The sequence below is a fragment of the Aliishimia ponticola genome, from assembly GCF_004803475.1.
In the GTDB taxonomy this organism is placed as follows: domain Bacteria; phylum Pseudomonadota; class Alphaproteobacteria; order Rhodobacterales; family Rhodobacteraceae; genus Aliishimia; species Aliishimia ponticola.
Genome location: NZ_SRKY01000004.1, coordinates 178,647 through 197,703 on the forward strand (window position 1 = coordinate 178,647; position 19,057 = coordinate 197,703).

At 62.2% G+C, this 19,057-nt stretch carries 21 protein-coding genes; 12 read left to right on the forward strand and 9 right to left on the reverse strand.

All coding sequences use genetic code 11. The features are described from left to right. The first annotated feature begins 131 nt into the window (after window positions 1-131). The gene (locus tag E4Z66_RS15205) at window positions 132-1,688 is read left to right on the forward strand and encodes a trimethylamine methyltransferase family protein (RefSeq protein WP_136463905.1); all 1,557 of its coding nucleotides are present in this window, start codon (window positions 132-134) and stop codon (window positions 1,686-1,688) included. Window positions 1,689-1,691: 3 nt separating this feature from the next. On the opposite strand, the gene E4Z66_RS15210 is transcribed toward E4Z66_RS15205, so the two are convergent. From E4Z66_RS15210 to E4Z66_RS15225, 4 genes are read right to left on the reverse strand one after another with little or no spacing between them, the layout of a single operon-like run. Next, window positions 1,692-3,032 (reverse strand): NAD(P)/FAD-dependent oxidoreductase, encoded by a 1,341-nt coding sequence (locus E4Z66_RS15210; protein WP_136463906.1) that lies wholly within the window; start codon window positions 3,030-3,032, stop codon window positions 1,692-1,694. Then, window positions 3,029-4,525 (reverse strand): aldehyde dehydrogenase, encoded by a 1,497-nt coding sequence (locus E4Z66_RS15215; RefSeq protein WP_136463907.1) that lies wholly within the window; start codon window positions 4,523-4,525, stop codon window positions 3,029-3,031. The genes E4Z66_RS15210 and E4Z66_RS15215 overlap by 4 nt, the downstream gene beginning before the upstream one ends. After that, entirely contained in the window at window positions 4,522-5,445 is a 924-nt protein-coding gene (locus tag E4Z66_RS15220) for a dihydrodipicolinate synthase family protein (RefSeq protein WP_136463908.1), read from the reverse strand. Before E4Z66_RS15220 ends, E4Z66_RS15215 begins: the two co-directional genes overlap by 4 nt. Window positions 5,446-5,452: 7 nt before the next feature. Beyond that, on the reverse strand, window positions 5,453-6,169 hold the full coding sequence (locus E4Z66_RS15225; protein WP_136463909.1) for a GntR family transcriptional regulator: 717 nt from the start codon (window positions 6,167-6,169) through the stop codon (window positions 5,453-5,455). Between the two features lie 161 nt (window positions 6,170-6,330). On the opposite strand from E4Z66_RS15225, the gene E4Z66_RS15230 reads away from it, so the two are divergent. The 4 genes from E4Z66_RS15230 (at window position 6,331) to E4Z66_RS15245 (ending at window position 10,010) form a co-directional block, all read left to right on the forward strand. Next, window positions 6,331-7,278 carry a GlxA family transcriptional regulator gene (locus tag E4Z66_RS15230; RefSeq protein ID WP_136463910.1) on the forward strand — a complete coding sequence of 316 codons (948 nt, stop codon included), beginning with the start codon at window positions 6,331-6,333 and terminating at the stop codon, window positions 7,276-7,278. Between the two features lie 95 nt (window positions 7,279-7,373). After that, on the forward strand, window positions 7,374-8,393 hold the full coding sequence (locus tag E4Z66_RS15235; protein WP_136463911.1) for an ABC transporter substrate-binding protein: 1,020 nt from the start codon (window positions 7,374-7,376) through the stop codon (window positions 8,391-8,393). 53 nt (window positions 8,394-8,446) lie between these two features. After that, window positions 8,447-9,214 carry an ABC transporter ATP-binding protein gene (locus E4Z66_RS15240; RefSeq protein ID WP_136463912.1) on the forward strand — a complete coding sequence of 256 codons (768 nt, stop codon included), beginning with the start codon at window positions 8,447-8,449 and terminating at the stop codon, window positions 9,212-9,214. Beyond that, window positions 9,207-10,010, forward strand: coding sequence for an ABC transporter permease (locus E4Z66_RS15245; protein ID WP_136463913.1), 804 nt, complete (start codon window positions 9,207-9,209; stop codon window positions 10,008-10,010). The genes E4Z66_RS15240 and E4Z66_RS15245 overlap by 8 nt, the downstream gene beginning before the upstream one ends. On the opposite strand, the gene E4Z66_RS15250 is transcribed toward E4Z66_RS15245, so the two are convergent. From E4Z66_RS15250 to lepA, 3 genes are all read right to left on the reverse strand, one after another. Continuing rightward, window positions 10,007-10,321: a TraR/DksA family transcriptional regulator gene (locus tag E4Z66_RS15250; protein ID WP_136463914.1), complete on the reverse strand. Its 315-nt coding sequence runs from the start codon at window positions 10,319-10,321 to the stop codon at window positions 10,007-10,009. The two genes, E4Z66_RS15245 and E4Z66_RS15250, sit on opposite strands and share 4 nt — an antisense overlap. A gap of 63 nt (window positions 10,322-10,384) precedes the next feature. Continuing rightward, window positions 10,385-10,576, reverse strand: coding sequence for a CTP synthetase (locus tag E4Z66_RS15255; protein ID WP_136463915.1), 192 nt, complete (start codon window positions 10,574-10,576; stop codon window positions 10,385-10,387). A gap of 329 nt (window positions 10,577-10,905) precedes the next feature. Continuing rightward, window positions 10,906-12,705: a translation elongation factor 4 gene (gene lepA / locus E4Z66_RS15260; protein ID WP_136463916.1), complete on the reverse strand. Its 1,800-nt coding sequence runs from the start codon at window positions 12,703-12,705 to the stop codon at window positions 10,906-10,908. Between the two features lie 269 nt (window positions 12,706-12,974). Here lepA and E4Z66_RS15265 point away from each other — a divergent pair, with 269 nt between their 5' ends. Both E4Z66_RS15265 and E4Z66_RS19765 read left to right on the forward strand, forming a co-directional pair. Further along, the gene (locus tag E4Z66_RS15265; protein WP_136463917.1) at window positions 12,975-13,214 is read left to right on the forward strand and encodes a hypothetical protein; all 240 of its coding nucleotides are present in this window, start codon (window positions 12,975-12,977) and stop codon (window positions 13,212-13,214) included. A 153-nt stretch (window positions 13,215-13,367) separates the two neighbouring features. Beyond that, window positions 13,368-13,967 carry a hypothetical protein gene (locus E4Z66_RS19765; protein WP_136463918.1) on the forward strand — a complete coding sequence of 200 codons (600 nt, stop codon included), beginning with the start codon at window positions 13,368-13,370 and terminating at the stop codon, window positions 13,965-13,967. 376 nt (window positions 13,968-14,343) lie between these two features. On the opposite strand, the gene dapB is transcribed toward E4Z66_RS19765, so the two are convergent. After that, a complete protein-coding gene (gene dapB / locus E4Z66_RS15275; protein ID WP_136463919.1) occupies window positions 14,344-15,162 on the reverse strand; it encodes a 4-hydroxy-tetrahydrodipicolinate reductase in 819 nt (272 codons plus the stop codon). Between the two features lie 76 nt (window positions 15,163-15,238). Here dapB and rbfA point away from each other — a divergent pair, with 76 nt between their 5' ends. From rbfA to E4Z66_RS15300, 5 genes are all read left to right on the forward strand, one after another. Continuing rightward, the gene (gene rbfA, locus E4Z66_RS15280) at window positions 15,239-15,634 is read left to right on the forward strand and encodes a 30S ribosome-binding factor RbfA (protein WP_136463920.1); all 396 of its coding nucleotides are present in this window, start codon (window positions 15,239-15,241) and stop codon (window positions 15,632-15,634) included. Further along, the gene (locus E4Z66_RS15285) at window positions 15,631-16,377 is read left to right on the forward strand and encodes a phosphodiester glycosidase family protein (protein WP_136463921.1); all 747 of its coding nucleotides are present in this window, start codon (window positions 15,631-15,633) and stop codon (window positions 16,375-16,377) included. Before rbfA ends, E4Z66_RS15285 begins: the two co-directional genes overlap by 4 nt. Window positions 16,378-16,472: 95 nt before the next feature. Beyond that, window positions 16,473-17,381, forward strand: a complete 909-nt coding sequence (gene truB / locus E4Z66_RS15290; protein WP_136463922.1) for a tRNA pseudouridine(55) synthase TruB — start codon at window positions 16,473-16,475, stop codon at window positions 17,379-17,381. Next, entirely contained in the window at window positions 17,378-17,917 is a 540-nt protein-coding gene (locus E4Z66_RS15295; RefSeq protein ID WP_136463923.1) for a DUF1643 domain-containing protein, read from the forward strand. Before truB ends, E4Z66_RS15295 begins: the two co-directional genes overlap by 4 nt. Window positions 17,918-18,111: 194 nt before the next feature. Beyond that, window positions 18,112-18,795, forward strand: a complete 684-nt coding sequence (locus E4Z66_RS15300) for a PEP-CTERM sorting domain-containing protein (protein ID WP_136463924.1) — start codon at window positions 18,112-18,114, stop codon at window positions 18,793-18,795. A 73-nt stretch (window positions 18,796-18,868) separates the two neighbouring features. On the opposite strand, the gene E4Z66_RS15305 is transcribed toward E4Z66_RS15300, so the two are convergent. Continuing rightward, entirely contained in the window at window positions 18,869-19,057 is a 189-nt protein-coding gene (locus tag E4Z66_RS15305; protein ID WP_136463925.1) for a DUF2783 domain-containing protein, read from the reverse strand.

Consider the following 19,057-nt stretch of genomic DNA (forward strand, 5'->3'; position numbering starts at 1 on the left):
TAAGCTGGGCCGTCGCCTTTTTGCCGCGCACGATGCGGCACGGCTGATGTCGTTTCCTGCACGTATTCTTCGCAATCCCACAAAACGGCGCCCCTTGCCCCGCCTAGTCTGCGACAAGGAAGGATACCGCCATGACCAAAACGATTGCCAAGCCTCGTACCCGCGCTGGAGGCCGCGCGGCCCGCCGCCAAATGCGCACTGCACGCGATTTCACCATGCTCCCGGGGCTGACCAACACGCTGCCACATTGCGAGTTGATGGACGGCGCGCAGGTCGAACGGATCGATGCGGCGTCGATGGATATCCTTGAGAATGTCGGCGTGCATTTCCGGGACGACATCGCGCTGGAAGACTGGCGCAAAGCCGGGGCCAAGGTCGAGGGGGAGCGGGTCTATCTGGATCGCGGCCTTGTGCGCGCGTTGATCTCCACGATCCCGTCCGACTTCACGTACCATGCGCGCAATCCGGCCAACAATGTGCGTCTTGGTGGACGCAATGCCATCTTCGTGCCGATGACCGGGGCGCCGTTCCTGCGCGATCTGGACGATGTGCGGCGCAATCCGGTGCTGGACGATCTGGCGATGTTCCACAAGCTCAGCCACATGATGCCCGCGCTGCATTCCTCGGCGCATCACATCGTTGAACCCTATGACCACCCGATCAGCCAGCGCCACCTGCACATCACCTATTCTTCGATGAAATACTCGGACAAGACGTTCATGGGCATGACCACCAGCCCGAAAAACGCCGAAGACGTGATGGAGATGTGCGCAATCCTGTTCGGCGAAGATTTCATGGAAACGCATCCCGTGACCACGGGCAATTGCAACGGCAACTCGCCACTGGTCTGGGATGAGACAATGCTGGGCGCAATGCGCGCCTTCTGCCGCCGAAACCAGCCGGTTCTATGCTCTCCCTTTGTGTTGGGCGGCGCAAATACGCCTGCCTCGGTCCCTGCGACAGTCGCGCAGCTCAATGCCGAGGCGCTGTCGGCGCTGGCCTATACACAGGTCATCCGCAAGGGCGCGCCCGCGATCTATGGGCATTACCTGTCCACGGTGTCGATGAAATCCGGGGCCCCGATGGCCGGCACACCCGAAATCAGCCAAATGAACTTCATGATCGGCCAGATGGCCCGGTATTACGGCGTCCCGTGGCGCACATCGAGCACGCTGGGCGGGGCCAAGACCTTTGACGCTCAGGCCGGCTATGAAAGCGCCACGACGCTGTCCGCGGTGATGCATGCCGGGGCCAATTATATCTGGCACTCGGCAGGCTGGAACGAGGCGGGGATGCACTGCTCTGTTGCGAAGTTCATCGTGGATGCCGAACAATGCGCGATGGCCTACCGGATGGCGCAGGGCTTGCGTTGGGATGATTTCGATACAGCGCTGGCGGCGGTGCCGGATGTCGGTCCGGGCGGGCATTATCTGGGCCATCCGCACACGCAGGAGAACTTCCAGCAGGCTTTCTTCATGCCGGAGATGTTCGACAACAATTCCATTGAACAATGGGTGGCGGAAGGCAGCAAGGAGATCACCGAGCGCGCGCTGACCCATGCCCGCGCCCTGCTGGCCGATTACGAAGAGCCGAAGCTGGACGAGGGGCGTAACGAAGCCTTGCTGGACTATATCGCCCGGCGCGAGCGGGAAATCCCCGCCGCCGACGAGTTGAATCAAAGCTATTGAGCGTTATTCCTGCCGCGCGCGCCATTCACGCCAGCGCAGCACGGTGTTCGCGCCGATTTCCCGGAACGGACGAGGCGGCAGGCGTTTCGGCGCGGGCTCATTCTGTACAAAGCGCGTTATCGGGCTGGACGCGCCAGAGACAAGCTCCGCCGCGGCCATGCCGGTCAGGGTGCCGCGCGCGGTGCCTAGCCCGTTCTGAACACAGGCCGAATACAGGCCGTCGTCCAGCTTGCCCGTGACCGACACGCCATTCAGGCTCAGACATAGATGCCCGGCCCACGCGTATTCCATGCGCATCCCCGCAAGGCTTGGGAAGCGCGCGTCGAATTTGCGCTGCATGATCCGGCTGGCCCGGACAACGTGACCGCTTGTGGCGCGCATCCCCGGAAGCAGCGTGGCGCAGGTGCGGGTGACGATGCGGTTGCCCCCCTGCCCGCTGTCGATCCGGCGCATGGTTGTGCCCATTGGGTCTGAGGGGGTGACGCCCCAACGCGCGGCGCCGCCCAGCTGCGCCAAGGCATCTGGACCGAGTTCGGGGGTCATCACCGCATAAAGGAAAAGCTGCATCAGCCGCCCGCGTGCGAAACCGAAGCTTTCAAGATGGCCATTCACCGTCAGGATCACATGCGCAGCTGTGACCTGTCCTTGATCCGTGGCGACCCGCCAATCCGGCCCGGCCCTTTCCAGCGTGGTCACGGCAGAGCCTTCGCAGATCGTGATCCCGTCCCGTTCCAGCCCGCGCGCCAGCCCACGGATATAGCCCGCCGGTTGCAGCATCACCGTGCCCGGGGAGTACAGACCGGACCGGTAGTAGTGCGAACCAGTCAGCGCGTGCATGGCTTGGGCATCCAGCACCTCGCACGGCTCGCCCAGCGTTTCCAGATGGCGCGCATAGCTGCGGTTATGGGCCTGCGCCGCCTCGCCCACGGCCCCGTTTACCTTGCCCGCGCGGTCGAAATAATCGCGCGAGATCTGGTAGTCTTCGACCGCGTCCGACGCAAAGGAGATCGCCGTCCGGTTCAGCGCGATCATCCCGCGGTCATCCCCTGCCCCGGCATAATCGTCCGAGGTCAGGTCATGCGGCAGATCGATCATGAACCCCGAATTGCGCCCTGCGCTGCCTTCGGCGATGCGGCCTGCCTCCAGCACAACGATCCGGGCCGTCGGCTGCAACTGACGCAAGCGGCGCGCGGCGGACAGCCCTGCGAACCCGGCCCCGACGATCACCACATCAGCGGTTTGAGCGCCGGTCAGGGTGCCGCGCTGTGCCACTGGCCCCAGGATCGCGTTCCACGCCGCCGGGCCGGTCTGGACAGGCAAGCGGCGGACGACATGGCGCGTCAATCGACGGCCTCGTCTTCATCGTCGGACAGGTCGATCCAGATCGTTTTGAGCTGCGTGTACTGGTCATGGGCGTGAATGGAATTGTCCCGCCCGCCGAAGCCCGATTGCTTGAAGCCGCCGAACGGGGTGGCAATGTCCCCTTCGCCAAAGCTGTTCACCGTGACCGTACCTGCACGCAGCATCCGCGCCCCACGAATGGCGCGTTTGGCATTGGCCGTAAAGAGCGACGCGCACAGCCCGTAATCCGTGTCATTGGCCACCGCGATAGCCTCGTCGAAGCTGGATACTTCGATCACGCTCAGAACCGGCCCGAAAATCTCGTCACGGGCGAGGGGGTCATCATTGCTGGCCAATGCGATCACCGTGGGTTCCACGAAACCGTCCTTGGCCGTGCCACCCAGAAGCGTAGTTCCAGCCTTGTCCAGATAACCGCAGACCTTGTCGAAATGCGCCGGGCTGACCAGCGCGCCCACCCGCGTTTCGGGATCAAGCGGATCGCCAACACCCCATGTGCGCGTGTGCTGGGCTATCCGCTCCATCAGCTCATCCTTGATCGCGGCGTGGACGATCAGCCGCGAGGTGGCAGAGCAGTTCTCGCCCATGTTCCAGAACGCGCCATTGACCACGTGCTGCGCCACCCGGTCGAGGTTCTCGGCGTCCTCCATGACGATGGCCGGGTTCTTGCCGCCCATCTCCAACACCACCTCCTTGGCGTTGCTTTCCCCGGCATAGCCAAGAAAGCGTTTGCCCGTCACGGTAGAGCCGGTGAAGGACACCATGTCGATATCCATATGCCGCCCGATCGGTTCACCCACATCGGGGCCGCTGCCTGTCACCACGTTGAGAACGCCGCGCGGCACGCCCGCCTCCATCGCCAATTCGGCGAAGCGCAGCGCGGTGAGCGACGTTTCCTCTGCCGGTTTGACGACAACGCAGCAGCCAGCGGCCAGCGCGGGCGCGACTTTCCACGCCAGCATCAGCAGCGGGAAGTTCCAAGGCAGCACAAGGCCGACCACGCCGATCGGTTCGCGCACCACCATCGCGATATGATCGTCCGAAGCCGGCGCCACCTGATCGTAGATCTTGTCGATCAGTTCCGCGTGCCACTTGATGCAGTGGATCGTCTCGGGCAGGTCGACGGTTTCGCAATCATAGATCGTCTTGCCGCTGTCGAGGCTTTCCATCACGGCCAGTTCGCGCGCATTGCGCGTCAGCAGTTTGGTCAGACGGATCAGAATGTCCTTGCGCTCTGACGGATGCAGGCGGGACCAGCGCCCATCATCGAACGCATCGCGGGCCTTTTGCACGGCGAAATCCACATCCGCCGCCCCGCATGCAGCCACCTGCGCCAGTTCCCCGCCGGTTGCCGGGTTCGCCGTTGCAAAGGTTGCACCCGACTGGGCCGCGCGGAAGCTGCCATCGATGAACGCGCCCGACGGCATGTCCAGATCGGCGGCCAGCGCCATATATTCGTCCTTGGTCAGCAAGCTCATACCTCGCCCTCCGCCTTGATGTCGGCAATCGTTCGTTTCAGCACCCGCACCACCTGATCGAGCGCGCGCTTGTCGTCCTTGTTCAGCGCCTTGAGCGGCGGGCGCACCACGGCGCAATCGATGCCGGTCATGGTCACGCCATGCTTGATCGTCTGGATGAACTTGCCGCCCTGTTCCAGCACCCGCATCAGCGGCATCATCGCGGACATGATCCGCCGCCCCTTGGCGAAATCGCCTTCGATGACGCAGGCGTCATACAGCGCGACATGCTCATGCGGCAGAAAGTTGGAGCCGCCGCAGACCCAGAACGGCGCGCCCCATGCAAAGAATTCCAGCGCCTGATCGTCCATGCCGCAGCCAAGCTGGATATGCGGGTAATCGCGCGCCAGCAGGTGTACGCGGTTGATATCACCAGAGCTTTCCTTGATGCCGCAGAAATTGCGGCTGCGCCCGACGCGGTCCAGAAACTCTTCGCCCATCATCGTGCCGGTACGGCCCGGATAGTTATACAGCATGATCGGCAGGTCCGCCGCCTTGTCGATCGCCAGAGCGTTCAGCGCATTTTCCCGGTCGGTCGGCACCGCATAGGGCGGGCTGGCCAGCAGGATGGCCTCGGCCCCCATGTCCCGCGCGGCGCGGGCCAATGCCACGGAATCCGTCGTCAGCATGGCCCCCGTTCCGACCACGACCGGCACCCGGCCTTGGGCCTTGTCCACGGTGAATTGCGCGATCTCGATCCGCTCTGCCACGGTCTGCGCATAGTTTTCCCCGGTCGACCCACCGGAGATCAGCCCATGCACCCCCGCACCGATCAACCATTCGATGACCGCAGCAAGCCTGTCCCAATCCACCGAAAGATCGGCCAGGAACGGTGTAACGACGGGCGTATAAATGCCGTCAAAGCGAAAACGTGGGGTCATCTGCACCTCATCCGGTTGTGCTGCGCGCCGCGTCACCCAGCGGCACATCAAGCCCGCCCGGCATGACGAACAGTTCGATCTGTCCGCGCGATAGGTTCCAATGGTCTTCGGCCAATTGCCCGGCGCGCGGTTCGTCCTGCGCGGCAATCGCCTCGATGATCTCGTCATGTTGACGGCTGGCAAGGTCGAGGTTCTCGGCCATTTCATTCGATTGCGGGCGGAAGAAGGTCGCGCCCATACGCGCATGATCGATCAGAAGCCGGTGGAATGAGGGCATCAGATAGGTGTTGCCCGCCATCTCGCCGGTGATCTCGTGAAACCGGTTATTGGCCAGCGCCCGGTCCACAGAGGATCCGTTTCGCAATGTCGCGCGGAACCTGTCCTGCGCCGTCTGCAACGCCGCCAACTGTCCATCCCCCCGATTTCGGGCCGCCAGGCGCAAAACCGCGCCATAGATCATCGGGGCCGCGACAAAGAAATCGCGCATCGTGGCAAAGGACATATCCGCCACGCGGGCTGACCGGTTCTCGCGCAGGATGACGTAGCCTTCGCCCGCCAGTTGCCGCAGCACCTCGCGCAGCGGCGTGCGGGACAGGCTGAACGCGGCCGAAAGCTGCGCCTCATCCAGATCCGCGCCGGGCGCCAGCCGCGTCGACAGGATTTCCATTCTCAGGAACTCCAGCAACCGCGTCTTGGTGTTTTTTTGATCTTTCGGCAAATTCATCTCTCCGGCCTTCGTGAAGGAGCTTTGCAAGAATTGTATACGCTGTGTATAAACTTGTACGACACGCATGCCCAGAAAAACGACACCCGATCACTTGCGGGATCGCAGGATGGGTCGAAACCGGGCATCGCGGGCCTTTTCACTGGGACGGGTCGACCGATATGACCAAACAGCACTTCGTTTTTACGCTGATCGAGAACCACACGCATCTGACGCTGTCCTGCGCCACCGAACCGCTGCGGATCGCCAACATGATCAGCGGCGAGACATTGTATTCGTGGTCCTATGCCTCGCAGAACGGCGAGACGGCCCGCGCCTCGAACGACACGATCAGCCTCGTGCAGCATGGGTTCGACACCGTGCCGCGCTGTGACCGGCTATTCGTGATCCCCGGCCTCGATATGGACAAGCACATCACGCCGGGCTTGCTGGCCTGCCTGCGCCGGGCCAAGCGGGACGGCGTGCGCGTGGCGGCGCTGTGTTCGGGCGCATGGATTTTGGCGGAGGCCGGGTTTCTCAGCGGGATGCGCGCCGCGATTCATTGGGAATATCATGACGCATTCCTGGAACGGTTCCCCGATGTGGAATTGGTGCCAAGCGTGTTCGTGGCCGATGAAAAGCACATGACAGCCTCTGGCGGGACGGCGACGGCGGATTTGATGCTGCATCTGATCGAACAGGATCACGGCTATGATCTGTCCATCGCGGTATCGGACATGATGGTCTATGTCGGCGCGCGTGAAGGCAGCGCGGCGCAGCGCATTTCGCTTCAGGCGCGCAGCGGGATGCGCAATCCGCATATGGCGAAGGCGATCCGTATCATGCAGGACGCGCTGGAAGACCCGATCACCCCAACGCAGATCGCGGACCAGATCGGGATATCGGTGCGCCAGCTGGAACGGCTGTTTGGCCGGTATTTCAACACCTCGCCCAAACGCTATTACACGGAATTGCGGCTGGATCGCGCCCGGCATTTGCTGCTGCAAACCGAGATGTCGATCTCGGAGGTGGCCATCGCCAGCGGCTTTCAAAGCGTCGGGCATTTCTCGCGGCTTTACCGCAAGGCCTTTGATACCAGCCCCAGCGCGCAGCGCGGGCGCATGGTCTAAACCGCCTTCCGCGCTTGCAGCCTGACCGGTTCACCGCCATGATTTAGGCGGACATATCGGCGACTTGCGCCGAAGATATTCTTGGGAGGGAATCCATGACCACTTTGAACAGACGCCAAAGCCTTGCCCTGATGGGCGCTGCAACGCTTAGCGGGTTGGCCGCACCTGCCATTGCTTCGGGCAAGAAAGCCGTCGTGGGCGCGCTGCCTTTCACCAGCCATTCGGGCAGTTTCGTCGCGCTGGAACGCGGCTATTTCGCCGAGGCTGGCCTTGATGTGGAATTGAAGTTCTTTCAGGCCGCGCAACCCATGGCCGTGGCGATTGCTTCGGGCGATGTGGATTTCGGTGTGACCGCGATTTCGGGCGGGCTGCTGAGCCTTGCGCAAAAGGGCGCGGTCAAGGTTATCGGCGGCGCGCTGTCCGAAGACCCGGCCATCGACGGGCAGAAGATCCTCGCCTCGGACACCGCCTATCAGGCGGGGCTGACTTCTGCCGCCGGGCTGGGCGGCAAACGGTTTGGGATGACAACGGCGGGATCGTCCTTCCATTACATGGGGTCCAAGATCGCCGCGGCCGAAAATGCAGCGCCAGAATTCATTCCGCTGCAAAAGGTCGGCGCGATCATCGGCGCACTGAAATCGGGCCAGATCGATGCGTGGTCCATCGTGCCGCATATCGCCAAGCCGCTTGCCGGATCGGGCGCAGTCCATATCATTGGCAACGTGGCCGATTACCTGCCGAATTACCAGGTGACCACGGTCTTTACCTCGGCCAAGAATGCCGATGGCGACCGCGCATTGACCGAAAGTTTCCTCAAGGGCTTTTCCATGGGCGCGGCCGATTACAACGCGGCGATGGTGGATGCCACGGCGGGCGAGGATGCCAAGCAGCAGATGGTAGATCTGATCCACAAATATGTCTACACCGACCGGCCCCGTGAAAAGGCCGCGCCGTCGATCATCAACGGGTCGATGCGGATCAACGAAGGTGCGGCGATCAATGTGGATTCGGTGCGCGATCAGATGGCGTGGATGCAGGCCGAAGGTCTGGTCGATTCCGAAATCACGCTCGACACGTTCCTTGACACCTCTTACGTGGACACCATCGGCACATAAGCCAACTACGCGCGGCAGGGCCGGTCCTTGCCGCGCAGACAAGAGGCCAATTCATGGACATTCGTCTGGACGGGATCAGCCATAGCTATGGCGATACAGAGGTTTTGCGTGACATCAACCTGTCGGTGCCGTCTGGGCGCATTGCCTGCATGGTTGGCCCATCGGGCTGCGGCAAGTCCACCCTGCTGCGCTTTATCGGCGGGTTGGAGCGCCCTTCAGCGGGCCAGGTGCTGCAAGTCGGCAACCCGCCCGCAGACTGCCTGAACCCGCTGACCTATGTATTCCAGCATTTCGCATTGCTGCCCTGGCGGTCGGTGCGGGGGAATATCTCTCTCGTGCTGGAGGATCACGGGATTCGCGGCGCACGGGCAGAGACGATCATCGCGGACGTGCTGGCCCGCACCCGTCTGAGCGATTTCGCCGATGCGCTGCCCAAACAGTTGTCGGGCGGCATGAAGCAACGGGTGGCAATTGCGCGCGCCCTGGCCGTGAACCCTGCGGTCATGCTGATGGATGAGCCGCTCTCGGCGCTGGATAGCCAGACGCGCGAGCTTTTGATGGATGACCTTGTCGCGCTTTGGACCCGCCAGCCCTTTACCGCCGTCTATGTCACCCACAACCTTGCCGAGGCCGTGCGGCTGGGCCACCAGATCGTGGTGCTGTCACGCCGTCCCGGCCAGATCCGCGAGGTGGTCGAGATCGACAAACCGCTGGAAGCGCGCGGCTATGCCGATCCGGACCTTGAAGCGGTGCAAAAACACCTTTGGGACTTGATGCGCGACGAAGCCCGCGCCGCCGATGCGGAGTTGATCCATGTCTGACGCCCCCACCACAGCTCGCACCGTCCGGTTTCGCGGCGGTGGCTTTGCCCCAACCACACGGCGCGGCGTCGGACTGGCGGTGTTTGTCACCCTTGTACTGCTGGTGGAATGGGGCACGCGCAGCGGTTGGATATCCGCGCTGACGCTGCCCAAACCGTCAGACGTGCTCGCAACGTTTGGCGAGCTTTGGTCCTCCGGCCTGCTGGTCAAACACATGGTCCCCTCGCTGACGCGGCTGATCGTCGGCGCGGCCCTTGGGGCCAGTGTCGGGATCGGGGTCGGTATCCTGATCGGCCTGTTTTCCTATATCCGGGCCGGGCTGGTGCCGCTGGTCGCCGCGATTTTCCCGATCCCCAAGATCGCGCTTTTGCCGCTTTTCGTGATCTGGTTCGGTATCGACGAGGGGTCGAAATACGCGCTGATCGCCTTCGGCACATTCACCCCCACGGTCGTCGCCACTTATGGCGCGGTCGACAATGTGGACCGGACGCTGATCCGCATGGGCCAAAGCTTTGGTCTGTCCTGGCTGTCTATCGTGCGCAAGATCGTTCTGCCCGGCGCCATGCCGGGTATCCTGTCCGGCCTGCGTATCAGCCTTGCCATTGCGATCATCCTGCTGGTCGCGGCAGAGATGCTGGGCGCGCAATACGGGATTGGCGCGTATATTCTAGAGGCCGGGTCGCTTTATGACCTTGAACGGCTGTTTGCCGGCGTCGTGATCCTGTCGCTTATGGGTCTGCTGACCTCTGGCGTGATCGGGCTGGTGGAAAAGCGCCTGCTGCGCTGGCGCGACTAGATCTGCGCCGCGCAGGTTTTGCAGAACGGGGTGGCGGGCAGCAGCTCCAACCGCTCGGGTGAGATTTCGCTGCCGCATTTCACGCAGAACCCATACTCGCCCTCGTCGACACGTTTGAGCGCCGCATCGATCCCGCGCAGCTCTTCCAGATCATGTTCGCCCAGCGCTTGCAGAACCTCGTCGCCTTGACGTTCGGACGCGGCATCGTCCCAATCCTTGGGTTTCGGTGCGTCCAGATCCTGTTCGATATGATCCAGTTCAGCGAGGATTTCCTGACGCAGTTTCAGCAACGTATCACGCGGTGTGGTCATAATAGGCTCCTTTGCTTGGAACCCAGTCTACACGACGATCGAACCTGCGCGACTTGATGTATGTCAACGCAGGTTGTCGATTTGTTTCGCCACGAACCAGCTTGCGGGAAAGGCCAGAATGAACCCCAGAACCGCCGCAACGAGGATCGGCATCAGCGTGGCATAGCCGCTGACAAGCGCGATGATGACCCCGCTTCCGGCGAGGGTAGAACCAATGAAAATATGCAGAACAAGCATCAAGGACAGACGCGGCATTTGTGCCTCCTGAATCGAAATCGCCATCCTGATATCTGACCTGCGCGGCATTGGATTTGACGTGCATCAAACAGCGACGGACGCGCCGGGGCGGGGCAGCGTACGGTGGGGTCAGGATTTGTTGAACCCGCCGCGCGTAGAAGTTGGCCCCGTACAAAACTGGGAGCGTCCGGCGCGGATTCGGAGCAGCGACAAGGGGCAGGTCTTCGGCCCTGACATCGGCGATCCGTGCCGGGCGTGACCGGTTTTGTACGATGGGGCCATCGGCAGGGCCAAGGGTGAGGCCATGCGCGACGGATTTGCCCAAAAGGGCCGGGAAGACGCCGCGCTTAGTTGTCCATCTTCAGCGCAGAGATGAACGCCTCTTGCGGGATATCCACCTTGCCGAACTGGCGCATCTTCTTCTTGCCGGCTTTCTGCTTGTCCAGCAGTTTGCGCTTACGTGTCGCATCGCCGCCATAGCATTTCGCGGTCACGTCCTTGCGCAGGGCTGACAGGGTCTCGCGCGCGATGACCTTGCCGCCGATGGCCGCTTGGATCGGGATTTTGAACATGTGGCGCGGGATCAGATCCTTGAGCTTTTCACACATGGCACGGCCCCGCATTTCGGCGCGGTCGCGGTGCACCATCATGGAAAGCGCATCCACCGGTTCGTCATTCACCAGCACGGACATCTTGACCAGGTTGTCTTCGCGGTAGCCTTCCAACTGGTAGTCGAAGGAGGCATAGCCCTTGGTCACCGATTTCAGCCGGTCGTAAAAGTCGAACACGACCTCGTTCAGCGGCAGATCATAGACCACCATCGCGCGGCTACCTGCATAGGACAGATCAAGTTGGATGCCGCGACGGTCCTGACACAGCTTCAGCACATCACCAAGGAAGTCATCGGGCACAAGAATCGTCGCCTTGATGCGCGGCTCTTCGATATGGTCGATGGTGGACGGATCAGGCATGTCGGCGGGGTTGTGCAATTCGGTCATCGACCCGTCTTTCATAAAGACGTGATAGACCACGGAGGGCGCGGTCGTGATGAGTTCGATATTGTACTCGCGTTCGATCCGGTCGCGGATCACCTCCAGGTGCAGCAACCCAAGGAAGCCGCAGCGGAAGCCAAAGCCCAGCGCGGCGGATGTTTCCATCTCATACGAGAAGGACGCGTCGTTCAGCGCCAGCTTTTCAATCGCGTCGCGCAGGTCTTCGAATTCGGCGCTATCGACCGGGAACAGACCACAGAACACCACGGGGACTGACGGGTTGAAGCCCGGCAGCGGGACGGTCGCGCCCTTCTTCTCGTGGGTGATCGTGTCGCCGACGCGGGTGTCGCGCACCTGCTTGATGGACGCGGTCAGAAAGCCGATTTCGCCGGGGCCGAGGATATCGGCATTTTGCATTGCCGGGCGGAACACCCCGACGCGGTCCACCGGATAGACAGCGCCGTTGGACATGAACTTGATCCGCTCGCCCTTTTTCAGGTGGCCGTCGATCACGCGGATCAGGACGACAACGCCAAGATAGGCATCGTACCAGCTATCGACCAACATGGCCTTGAACGGCCCGTCTGGGTCGCCTTCCGGCGCGGGCAGCACGTTGACGATCGCTTCAAGCACCTCATGGATGCCCTGCCCGGTCTTGGCCGACACCGCGATGGCGCCAGAGGCGTCGATACCGATCACGTCTTCTACTTGCTCGGCAACGCGGTCCACATCGGAAGCAGGTAGGTCGATCTTGTTGAATACAGGGACGATCTCGTGGTCGGCGTCAATGGCCTGATAGACATTGGCGAGAGTCTGCGCCTCGACCCCTTGGGTGCTGTCCACCACCAGAAGCGAGCCTTCGACCGCACGCATGGAGCGCGAGACCTCATAGGCGAAATCGACGTGGCCGGGCGTGTCGATCAGGTTGAGAACGTATTTCTCCCCGTTATCGGCAGTGTAATCGAGCCGCACGGTGTTGGCCTTGATCGTGATACCGCGTTCCCGCTCGATATCCATCGCGTCGAGAAGCTGCGCCTTCATGTCCCGATCGGCGACGGTCTGCGTCTCCTGGATCAGGCGGTCGGCGAGCGTGGATTTCCCGTGGTCGATATGGGCCACGATGGAAAAATTACGTATATGCGAAAGCTGCGTCATGGTGCAGGGATATGGTGCGCTTTTCGGGTTTTGTCGAGAGGATCTTTGCCCCGTCGGCACAAGGGCAGTTGTACCCTGTCAGCGGGCAGCATCGCGGGCCTCAACGCGCAGGAAACGCGTTAACCATCTGTTAACGTACGATTCTTTCTGCCATCCGGTCGCCGATCCGTCAACTCCCCAGAAAAGGCGGGTATTCCAGACTAACGCCAAGTGGTTAAATCGGATTAGGAATTGGGGCAACGCTCTCTAGCCAGCTTCGGAGACTCACCATGAATGACCAAGACGACAGCCCCCTGATCGGTGCACGACTGGCGCGGCATCTTCTGCGCCTCAGCGAAACGGTGGTTCCGGTGAAATCGGACTGGAACGCGGGTTTGGAAATGACCCTGAGCGCCCAGCGTCAGCTAGAGCGCGAGATGTCCGAAGCCCCGTCCGAACAGCCATATGCGCAAGTGATGAAGCATGTGATCGCAGAATGCCGCCACCGTAAGGCGCGTTTGCCGATCTGATTGCGCGATTTTTCCCCGCGACGCGGCAATTGCCCTTTGTCCGGCATTCCGGCATATTCGTACCAAGGCAGATAGGCACGTGGGATAAACCCGCGGCTGATTTGGAGGCGATAGCGGATGATCCGGGCACATTTGGTCGTTCTTTCCTTTGGTATGTTAAGCGCTTGCGGCGATGGGCTGGGGACGCAGTATTCCAGCTCGCGCGCGGGGCAGGCTCCGACGAGCTATGTGCCCGTCACGCCCGGCGCGGTTCCCGTAACGGATGCCAGCGCGGGCGCCGTTACGATGGCACCCGCCCCTGCGGTCTTGACCGGTCCGATCGCGGTGACACCCGGCGCCGTTCCGGTTGATCCATTGGCCGCTCAGCCCCCCGTGGTCGAAGCCCCCGGCATTCCGGCGCAGGTCGCCGCGACGCCGCTACCGGCCGCTGTTGCGCCAGCGCCTGCACCGGTGACAACGGCCGCCGCCCCAGTGGCCCCGCTGCCCGCAGCGCCCGTGAAGAAGTTCGCCAAGGGTCCGCTTTACGATGCCTGCCAAACCTCCGGTCGGCAATCCGCCGGGCCGGAACTGTGCGGCTGTGTGCAATGGGTCGCGGACCAGAAGCTTACCAAGGCGCAGCAGACGCGCGGCGCGAAGTATTTCAAGGACAACCACAAGCTTCAGGAAGTCCGGCAATCGAACCGCGCCTCGGACGAGGCGTTTTGGAGCGCGTGGAAAGACTTCGGCACCGAAGCCGGGCGTCAGTGCCGCTGACCCCAAGGCCCGTGGCGGCTTAAGGCCTGCGCGCGGGGCATTCCTAGCCTGACCGCCGTTCACCGGCGCAGAGGACGCTCTTCGCTCGCCCTCTGCCACCGAACCGCATTGCGTTTAAGGGCGCGGCGACCCCCTTCATCGTTCACGGTCATCGGCTCTCCAGCCTGTACCGCAGGACGAACAGACAGCATAATCCTTTCATTGTTCCTAAAATACTCAAGAAACTTCGCCTGCGATTGGCGCAGCGGAATGAGTATTTGCAGAACAATGAAGGGGGGTGGGCCGCGTCATGAGGTCTGTGGCGCCGGTCCTGACTGTTCTCGCAGTTATTGTTGGCCTTCGGTATCTTGATGTCGCGCCAATTAAGGCGGTTGCTTTAGCGCGCTGACAGCCCCAGCACATCGACCATGTCGTATTGGCCCGGCCCTTGATCCTGCCCCCAAATTGCGGCTTTCAGCGCGCCGCGCGCAAAGATCGCCCTGTCCGTCGCCATGTGGCGCAGTACGATACGTTCGCCCTCGCCCGCAAATAGCACATCATGTTCACCCACGATATCGCCCCCGCGAATTGCAGTGAAGCCGATATCCCCCCTTTTGCGGGCTCCGGTAATTCCGTCGCGCCCCCGGTCCGAGATATCCGCCAGGTTCTGTCCGCGCCCCTCGGCGGCAGCTTCGCCCAGCATCAGCGCCGTCCCGGACGGTGCATCGACCTTCTTGTTGTGGTGCACTTCGATCACTTCGATATCGAAATCGGCATCCAGTGCGGCCGCGACCTGCCGCGTCAACTGCACCAGAAGGTTGACGCCCAGTGACATGTTCCCAGCGCGGATTTGCGGACAATGGCGGGCGGCGGGACCAAGATCCGCAATCTGCGCATCGGTCATGCCGGTGGTGCCGATCACATGCACCGCCCGCGCCTGCGCTGCGAGGGCTGCGAATTCCAACGTGGCTTCGGGGGCGGTGAAGTCGATGACGGCCTGCGCGTTTGCGAAGGCTTCCAGCGGGTCGTCCGTTACGCGCACGCCAAGCTCTGCCCCGCCCATTGCGGCACCGATATCCTGCCCGATCCAGTCATGGCCCGCACGTTCCACAACACCGACCAGACGCGCCTTTTCCGAGGCGCGGATCGTCTCGATCAGCATCTGGCCCATCCGGCCCGACGCACCTGTCACCACGATTCCCGGAAGCTCTGCCATGGTCCTGTCCTCTTTGCATCACGGTCCCTCGCCCATACCGCTTGGCAAAGCCTCTCTGCAAGCTTAAGTGGGGGACATGGGCAAAAACAGACATCACGACGGCCCCGGCCCGTCCCAGCGACAATTGCGTGTCGGCGAGTTGATACGCCGGACATTGGCACAGGTTCTCGCACAAGGGGACATCCACGACCCGGAACTGAACCGGATGTCGGTGACGGTCGGCGAGGTGCGCACATCGCCGGATCTCAAGATCGCCACCGTATTCGTGATGCCGCTGGGCGGCGACAAGAAGGGCGAAGCGATTGACCTTCTGGCGCGCAACAAGTCCGAACTGCGCCGTATCATTGGCAAGAAGGTCGGGCTGAAATACACGCCGGATCTGCGTTTCCGCCTTGATGAAACTTTCGACCGGATGGACGAAACCCGCGCGATCTTCTCGCAGGAGGACGTGCGGCGGGACCTCGATTCATGATCCGCGCCTCCGCCGCGTGGCTGGTGGCGTGGCTGTCGATGCTTGCGGCAGGGGCCGTTGCCGCGCCGGGCTGCAGCGATCTGGAATTCGACGGAAGCAGCTTCACGGTGTGCCGGATCAATCCGCAAGACACCCCGCTGCGGCTTTTCCTTTACCGCGACAACGGGTTGCCCTTCGGCACGTTCTTCAATGTGGACGAGATGCTTGCGCAGCAGGGCGAGAAGCTGAGCTTTGCAATGAATGCCGGAATGTATCACCGGGATCGATCCCCTGTGGGCCTCTATCTGGATGGCGACACGGTAGAGCAACGGTTGATCACATCCCCCGGGCCGGGAAATTTCGGCCTGCTGCCCAATGGCGTGCTGTGTTTGGGCGATGGGCGCGCCGATGTCATCGAATCCCTGCGGTTCGAACGCGAAGCGCCGACGTGCCGCTTTGCCACGCAATCGGGGCCGATGCTGGTCATCGATGGCGACCTGCATCCGCGGTTCCTGCCGGACAGCACCTCGCGTTATGTGCGCAACGGGGTCGGCACCAGCGCCGATGGGCGCGAGGCCATCTTCGCGATTTCCAACACCCCGGTCACGTTTCACCAATTTGGCCGTCTCTTCCGCGACGCGCTTGGCGTTCCCAATGCGCTGTATTTCGATGGGAATATCTCGCGCCTGCATGCGCCGGAACTAAACCGGTCGGACGCCGGATTTCCGATGGGCCCCATCATCGGCGCTGTCACATCGCAGTAAGAGCGGCGGAATTACCGCCCCGAACCGGCTGGCAGGTTGAAATCACACCCGCGCTCCGTTAAGGCGCGCGCCTGATCCGCAGATGAGGCAAGACCATGGGACGCAAGCGCAAGGGCCGCGATATTTCGGGATGGGTGATCGTCGATAAACCGGCGGGCATGACCTCTACCTCTGTCGTGGGCAAGGTCCGCTGGGCTTTCGACGCCAAGAAGGCGGGCCATGCCGGAACGCTGGACCCGGAGGCGACCGGCGTGTTGGCCGTGGCGCTGGGAGAAGCGACCAAGACCGTGCCCTACATCACTGACGCGCTGAAGGCCTATACCTTCACGGTGCGCTTCGGACAGGCCACCAATACCGACGACGCGGAGGGCGAGGTGATCGCCTCTTCCGATGCGCGCCCGACGGACGACCAGATCAAAGAGGCGCTTGGGGCCTTCGTTGGCGACATCATGCAGGTGCCGCCGCAGTTTTCCGCCGTGAAGATCGACGGGGAGCGCGCTTACAAGAAGGCCCGAGACGGCGAAGAAATGGATTTGGCCGCGCGCCCGCTTTGGGTCGAGGAACTCGTTCTGGTCGATCGCCCGGATGCGGATCATGCGGTGCTTGAGATGACATGCGGCAAAGGCGGCTATGTGCGATCCATCGCACGCGATCTGGGTGCGGCGCTGGGATGTTACGGGCATGTGCGAGAGTTGCGGCGGATCTGGTCCGGACCGTTCGAAGCGAAGGATGGGCTGAGCGTCGAACAAATCGACGCCATGGCCAAGTCGCCGGAGCTGGACGCGCATCTGCTGCCACTGGATGCCGGGCTGGACGATCTGCCCGAACTGCGCGCGACGCCCGAAGGGGCTGCCCGCCTGCGCAACGGCAATCCCGGCATGGTGATGGCATCGGATGTGGAATACGGCGACACCGCGTGGGCCTCGCTGGATGGGGTGCCGGTTGCGGTCGGCGTCTACAAGGCCGGAGAGCTTCACCCCACGCGCGTGTTCAATCTGACATGAGCCACGATCCGGGCGGCAAGACACGGTTGCGTCTGCCCGAGGATGTGACCGGCGCGGCGCGGTTTTCGGATTGCATGCGCTATCGCCACGCCCTCAGCCGGGACTGGACACCGGCCGGGCAAGCCCCGCGCGCGATCCTGTTCGTGGGTCTGAACCCGTCCGTGGCGGATGCCGACGCCTCGGACCCGACCTGCCACCGAGAGTTGACCTTTGCCCGTGACTGGGGCTTTACCCGCTATCTCAAGGGCAATCTGCTGGATTGGCGCGCGACCTCCCCCCGTGATATTCCGCCCGACCCGGCATTGGCACGCAGCGCATGGAACATGGATGTCCTGCGCGAGATGGCCGCAGAGGCGGAAACGCTGGTGCTGGCATCCGGCAATGTCCATAAACGCTACGCCACCATCGAAGCAGAAACGCTGGAAGCCCTGCGGCAGACGGGAAAACCGCTGATGTGCCTTGGCAAGAATCAGTCCGGCGCGGCCAAGCATCCGCTTTATCTTCGCAAGGATGCGGCGCTTATTCCCTTCGATTGACACGCAGGACGGGAATCCGCGTGGGTTCCTGCCATGTTCACGTCCCATTAACCCTGTAACCCGCGCTCACAGGCCGTGACGTGTGCGTGAGAAGGGGGAAAACCGGCTCATAATGCACCTGAAAGCTTGTTAGGCCTCTGCCCATATCAGTTCCACGGAGGCTGATGATGAACTTAGTGAAGGGTAATACGACGATGTTAAAATTGATGGCACAGACAGCGATTGTCGCTGCGCTTGCTTCTGGCGCGCATGCTGCGACGCTGGATTTCGAAGGCTATGACGCAGGCACGATCCTGACAGGCTTCGACGTGGACTCCATCACCGGTACGATTTCCGCCACAGGCGGGTCCGGCGATGCGATGATCTTCGACTCCAATAATTTCACTGGTGGTGACCGGGACCTGGCTGCGCCGTTCTACGCAGAGCTGACGGGCACGCGCCCGGCCAACGGGACGCCTGTCGCGGGGACCGAGACGTTGAACCCCGGCAACATCCTTATCATTTCCGAGGATGGCGATCAGTCCGACCCGGATGATAACGGCCGCGGTGGCACCATCACGTTCAGCTTCGACAGCCTTGTGACGTTCACCGGCTTTGACGTGCTGGACGATGTCACGAACTTCGTCGTGACCGCAGATACCGGTGCGACAACCGGCCCGATCAATCTGGACTATGACAACCAGTTCGCGTCCTTCACAGGGCTGGATTGGGAAGGCGTCAGCTCCATCGTGTTCGACTTTGGCCGGTCCTCCGGTGCGATCGACTCGATCTCGTTTGATGCGCCCGCAGCGGTTCCGGTGCCCGCAGCACTGCCGCTGGCGCTGGTCGGCTTCGGTGCCTTCGGCTTCGTGGCACGCCGCAAGCGTCAAGCATCCTGAGTTAGGCGACTTCAGCCTTCATGCCTCGGACAGCCTATGTTGTCCGGGGCTTTTTTGTGGCTTGGCCCGCCCATCAGCCAGAGGTCCGCGCGGCCTCCAGCGCCTCCAGCAGCGTCGGCAGATCGCCGATCTGGTTGGCAAGGATCAGGATCAGCCGCGCATTGAAAGCGGCGCTTTGCGCATCGCTGAGGCCCTCATGACTGCGGATCAGTGCCTCATAGAACGCATCGGGATTACTTAGATTCGGTGTCACGTTCAGCAT